This window comes from Herbiconiux daphne, assembly GCF_024979295.1.
GTDB lineage: Bacteria > Actinomycetota > Actinomycetes > Actinomycetales > Microbacteriaceae > Herbiconiux > Herbiconiux daphnes.
The window spans coordinates 1-591 of record NZ_JANLCJ010000586.1; the positions used below are offsets into that span (position 1 = coordinate 1).

The 591-nt window shown below is 39.8% G+C and carries 1 protein-coding gene; it reads left to right on the forward strand.

Features of this window, described 5'->3' with window-relative positions; translation table 11 throughout:
• Positions 1-57: 57 nt before the first annotated feature.
• Positions 58-591 (forward strand): hypothetical protein (locus tag N1032_RS26595; RefSeq protein ID WP_259543660.1); only part of this gene is annotated, 534 nt, incomplete at its 3' end.

Below are 591 nucleotides of genomic sequence, written 5' to 3' on the forward strand. Positions count from 1 at the left end.
GAACCGACTTCTGATCCTAATATTGCACCTCTGTTTGGTCTGCAACAGGATCGTTATATGACTGCTGAGATTTTCTCTCTTATGGGAATCAAAGATGTTCATAATTACCTTCTGCCATTAGAGCAATATCAGCCTCAACCTGATCCAATGCAAGAACTCCAGATGCAAATGGCTCAAGCGCAGGTTCAGAAAGTTCAGAATGAAGCTCAGAAAATTTATGCTGATGCTGATAACGATAAACATCGTCTCGCATTCGAACAACAGAGAGCTGCTGATGAAACTCAGATGAAAATGCAAGATCTCCAGTTCAAGCAGGAACATGCTGCTGATGGTATGGCTCTTGAGAATCGTAAAGTTGATAACCAAGCTACTGTTGAAACTATGAAACATAACATCTCTATGATGCAACATAGTCTGGATCAGTATAAGGCAACATTGCAGGAGCTTGAAATTAATCTGTCTGCTCAAATTGAATCTCATAAGATCGTTCATGATGCTACTCAAGGGTATGCTGACCTAAAATTGAAAGATCAAACTATGAAGAATCAACATCAAATGGCTCAAGAAACGCTGAAACAGGCGAAAGTTCAA